Raw genomic sequence first — 4169 nt, 5'->3', positions numbered from 1 at the left:
CGATGTCACCCTCATCTACGTGGCTGCCATTGGCAGCAGTGCCGCCGCCCGCCTGATCAACCGCCGCATCACCCCCATCAAAGTGCAGTCGGAAGAAGAATCCATCGAGAGCTTGTTGCAGCGCCTGGTAACCACCCTGCACAACCCTCCCCCCTGGCTGCGCAAAGTGCTCTTGGCCGAGCGCGCCCGCAAAGCCGAAGCCCCAAATCCCTCTACTTCCCCTGCGGAGGTTTAGCCATGACGGTTACCCCTCTTTCCCCCTCGACCAGCCCCATCCTGCAGGAGATCGTCCGCCAGCTGCGGGCGGCGGATCCCTACGGCACCTACCGCACCTGGAGGGATGAGTTGCTGCTCAAGCCCTTTGTCGTCACCAAAGCCCAGAAGCGCCAAATATCCCTGGAAGGGGAGGTGGATCCGGCAGTGCGGAGCCGCATCCTCATCTACTACCGCGCCATTGCCGCCCTGATTGAAAAGGAAACGGGCCTCCTAGCTCAGGTGGTGCTGGATCTCAACAGCGAAGGCTTTGGTTGGGTGCTGGTCTTCTCAGGGCGGTTGTTGTTGGTGGTCAACACCCTGCGAGACGCCCATCGCTTCGGTTTCGAGTCTCTCGAACAGCTCACTGAAAAAGCTACTGCCCTTATCGACAAAGGGATCCAACTGGCCCGAATCTACCCCGAGGTGGGCCGACTGTAGCCGCTTGTCTCCGTCCCGGCAGCCATTTTTTCTTCTTTTTCTTCAGCAATTAGGAGTGCCTTGCCCATGTTGAATGAGAGTGACGTTGAGAATGTTGTGAACGGCCTGGATTTCGAGCCCTTCGAACACCTGTCTGCCGACCAGCTCCGCACCGAGATCAAGCGACTAAACAGCAAAGCAGGCCAACTGAAAATGGATCTGCACGATCTGGCCGAGGGGCTACCCGACGGGTTCGAGCGACTCCCCGACTTGGCAGCCCGCACCTATGCCCTGTTTGCCCGGCTGCACACCCTCAGACAACGCTTGAAAACCCTGGAGACCTGCCGATGAGTTGGAACCGCAACCGCCGTTGGAAAGACTTCCAAGCCCTAGTCAATGCCGAGGATTATTTCGCTTTTTTCGAGCTCCCCTACGATCCGCGGGTGGTCAACGTGAATCGCCTGCATATCTTACGCAAATTCGCTCAGTATCTAGGCCCTCTGGAGTGTTTCCAGGGCAGCGAAGAAGAGCGATTGGAGCAAGCTCGGCAAGCGCTGGAAAAAGCGTACCAAACCTTTCTCACCTCTACTCCGCAGCAGGAGAAGCTATTCCGAGTCTTTCAAGACTACGGTTGTCCAGATGCTGTCGGCGGCTGTGCCGGCTGCAGCTCTTTGGGAGAGCGGGGCGAATGCAGCCCTGGGATCCCTGCCTAAGCTCCCTTGTTTACCCCTCGTCAACTCTCTGGAGATCTCATCATGGCTACCTACACAGTTCACTTGGTTAACCCAAAACGACGGCTCGACACCTATATCTCAGTAGATGAAGATTCAACCATCCTAGAAGCGGCTGAGGATCAAGATGTGGATTTGCCCTCTTCCTGCCGCTCCGGTAGTTGTTCCTCTTGCGTGGCCAAAGTGGTAGAAGGAGAAGTCGATCAATCGGAGCAAACCTTTCTGGATGAGGAGCAAATAGCCAAAGGATTTGTGCTGCTCTGCGTGGCTAAACCTCGCTCCAATTGTACGATTCGCACTCACCAGGAAGCTTACTTGGTTTGATAGATCGCTGCTTCCAAGCTGCTCGCAAATGGACTCGGGCAAGGCTCAAATGGCCTCTTCTAAGATTAGGGATCCCTGTATGTTGGCCCCGTCCACGGTTCCTAAGATCTCAATAACCATATCTCCTCTCCAACTCATGAAGATTGGAGAAGAAGGTCGCATCTACCAACTGCGCGGATCCGAAGCTGTTTGCACCCAATTGCAGCAAATGGGGCTCACTGTGGGCACCTATCTCCAGGTTATCCAACGTCATCCTGAGTGGATCCTACTCCTACCCAATGGCCAACTTTTCCTTCCTGCTTATTTGGCTAAACCTATCTGGGTTTGCATGGATCCCCGTTGCACCCTAGCGCCTCCCCAAGAACCGAATAAGAAAACAATCTTAAATTTGCCAAGAGCCTTCTAAAATGTAGTCTATTTACCCAATTTTTAACTTGCAATGAGAGACACTCAAGGTAAGCACATCTCTTCATAATCTATCTTGATTTGGGAGCAAAGCTATGAACACCTGTTTGCTACACCTGGGCTCCATCCTTAAAGCTGCTGAAGAGCTTAGCCTTGTGGAAAAGCCATTTCCCAAGTTGCAACACATTCAACTCTGCACAGGGCTCAGCCCAGAAGAAATCGTGCGGGCGCTGGAGCTAGAACCCAATCCCTTGGGTTGGCATCTAGAGCCAAGCCACAACCTTGCCGATGAATCGACGTATTGGGTGGGCGGACGACCTTGTGTCGGCTTGGTTATTGAGCGTTTCGCCTGACACTTGTTGCAGTTCGGATCCCTAAAAGGCTCTCAAGGGGGGAGGAGTAGCCTGCAAAGCCATCTCAAAAGTTCACTGCAAACATTAGAAGTTAAGAGAAAACAAAGCTTTCCAGAAGGTTCACCCTAGACCAAATCTCCCTGGCCTGCCGGGGATCTTTTGAGGTATCGTTCAATCCAGTTCACGAATTGAGCTTAGGAAACAGACCTTAAACTAAGGTCTCTCGCCGGGCTGCCACGGCTTTGCGAGGAAGGTCTCCATGGCCGGGTTTAGGGTTTTGCAGATGCGATAGCAGGCGTGAACAAAGGAGAGCTACAGGGAAACGCTATGGAGTTCGAGGGCTATGGCTTATCAAATCTCAGGGGATTGTATCGGTTGCCACGCTTGCGTAGATAGCTGTCCTACAAAAGCTATCGTTGTCCAGGATGGGGAATACTGGATTAATCCTCTGTTGTGCAATGACTGCGAAGGTTTCTTCCCAGAACCTCAGTGCGTTAGCCTGTGTCCCGGTTCTGCCCCGCAGCCTTATGAAGCCATGAAGGGGCGCAACCGCACGGTCACGGCCCGCATTCGCAGCAGTCCACCTCTATTTTTGAACGGCCATAGCCAGGCTTTTGCTTCGTCAATTGTGGTCTGGGAAGCCTGCAATTTCCTATCTCAATTTCAATCTCTCAATCTGCAAAAGCAGGGAGATAACCAGGTTTGCTATCAGAAATCTGTTGGCCACAACCAGGGATCTCTGACCCTAACTCTATGTTTGGACGGGATCCTACAAAGTGCTCCGATCGATGTGCGAACTGCCTGTTTGCATCTTATTTTTGCTGCCTATGCCGCCGGGTTGGATAGCCCCTGGAAGGAATCCTTTGTTTTCACCGACTCACAATTGGAGTCCTATTTGGGCTGGGATAAACGTAAAGATCTGAGCAAGATGACCCGTCTCCACCTGTTCATGACCTGGATAGAGCAGCTCTGTCGGATTCAAGTCTCCATCGATTGGCCGGATCAGGGGCGGGTGAAGGGGTTTTCGGTACCGGCTGGCCCTCTGTGGAGGCTGCTCAAGATGCATCGCCACTTTCAAAAAGATGAGCAGGGCTGCAACCATCTGGTGGGCCTGACTTGGGCGATTCAGCCCGGCGAATGGACACGGTACTTTCTCAATCGACAAGGGTGCCGCCAGGGGCAAGCCTTTTATCAGTACAGCAGCCTGCCCCTATCCCTGCTGCAGGCCGTGATGAGCCATTGGCAACACCATGAAGGAGCCATGCGCCTGCTGCTGTGGCTGTTGTTCAAAGTGAGGATGGGGCGGCAACAGCGTCTGACGGTGCCCACCCTGATGCGAGTGGCCTACGGGGAAGAGCGACTGCAGGAAGCTTATCTCAATCTCCAAGAACGCAAACGGCTGCTGCGCACCTTTGAAAGCGATCTGGAGGTTCTCAACCACTACGGCCTCAAGCCGGAGTTCGATTCCCTCACCTATCCTTCTTCCATTCAACCCCTGTGGGCTCGCCTGGAAGCTGTGCCCGAGGATGCAGACGAGGCATTGAACTTTTGGATTGAAGATGCCAACAACGGTGGCTTGCTGACGGCTGCCGGGCCGCGGGGCAAGTGGGGACTCTTGATGCAGGCTCGCATTCAACGATTTCATCTGCCCTCCGACTGGCATCGTCGAGTAGTTCAAGAAGCC

7 protein-coding genes and 1 pseudogene are annotated in these 4169 nt (G+C 53.9%); all 8 read left to right on the top strand.

Annotated elements, in window-relative coordinates; genetic code table 11:
* Window positions 1–235: pseudogene (locus tag NW856_RS02425) on the top strand (nitrogen fixation protein NifX); the annotation flags it as partial.
* A 2-nt stretch (window positions 236–237) separates the two neighbouring features.
* Window positions 238–693 carry a NifX-associated nitrogen fixation protein gene (locus NW856_RS02420; RefSeq protein ID WP_414398911.1) on the top strand — a complete coding sequence of 152 codons (456 nt, stop codon included), beginning with the start codon at window positions 238–240 and terminating at the stop codon, window positions 691–693.
* Window positions 694–759: 66 nt separating this feature from the next.
* Window positions 760–1023, top strand: coding sequence for a CCE_0567 family metalloprotein (locus NW856_RS02415; protein WP_011432070.1), 264 nt, complete (start codon window positions 760–762; stop codon window positions 1021–1023).
* Window positions 1020–1385 (top strand): nitrogenase-stabilizing/protective protein NifW, encoded by a 366-nt coding sequence (nifW, locus tag NW856_RS02410; protein ID WP_414398909.1) that lies wholly within the window; start codon window positions 1020–1022, stop codon window positions 1383–1385. The genes NW856_RS02415 and nifW overlap by 4 nt, the downstream gene beginning before the upstream one ends.
* Window positions 1386–1427: 42 nt before the next feature.
* A complete protein-coding gene (locus NW856_RS02405; protein ID WP_099813376.1) occupies window positions 1428–1727 on the top strand; it encodes a 2Fe-2S iron-sulfur cluster-binding protein in 300 nt (99 codons plus the stop codon).
* A gap of 28 nt (window positions 1728–1755) precedes the next feature.
* Window positions 1756–2133, top strand: coding sequence for a ferrous iron transport protein A (locus NW856_RS02400; RefSeq protein WP_414398908.1), 378 nt, complete (start codon window positions 1756–1758; stop codon window positions 2131–2133).
* A 94-nt stretch (window positions 2134–2227) separates the two neighbouring features.
* Window positions 2228–2485: a hypothetical protein gene (locus NW856_RS02395; protein ID WP_011432066.1), complete on the top strand. Its 258-nt coding sequence runs from the start codon at window positions 2228–2230 to the stop codon at window positions 2483–2485.
* A gap of 343 nt (window positions 2486–2828) precedes the next feature.
* A partial coding sequence (locus NW856_RS02390) for an indolepyruvate ferredoxin oxidoreductase subunit alpha (RefSeq protein WP_414398906.1) occupies window positions 2829–4169 on the top strand: 1341 nt, incomplete at its 3' end.

Source organism: Synechococcus sp. R3-13, from assembly GCF_047462195.1.
Taxonomy (GTDB): Bacteria; Cyanobacteriota; Cyanobacteriia; order Thermostichales; family Thermostichaceae; genus Thermostichus.
The sequence above is the reverse complement of the archived record's forward strand: the minus strand, read 5'-3'. Positions and strand labels throughout refer to the sequence as shown.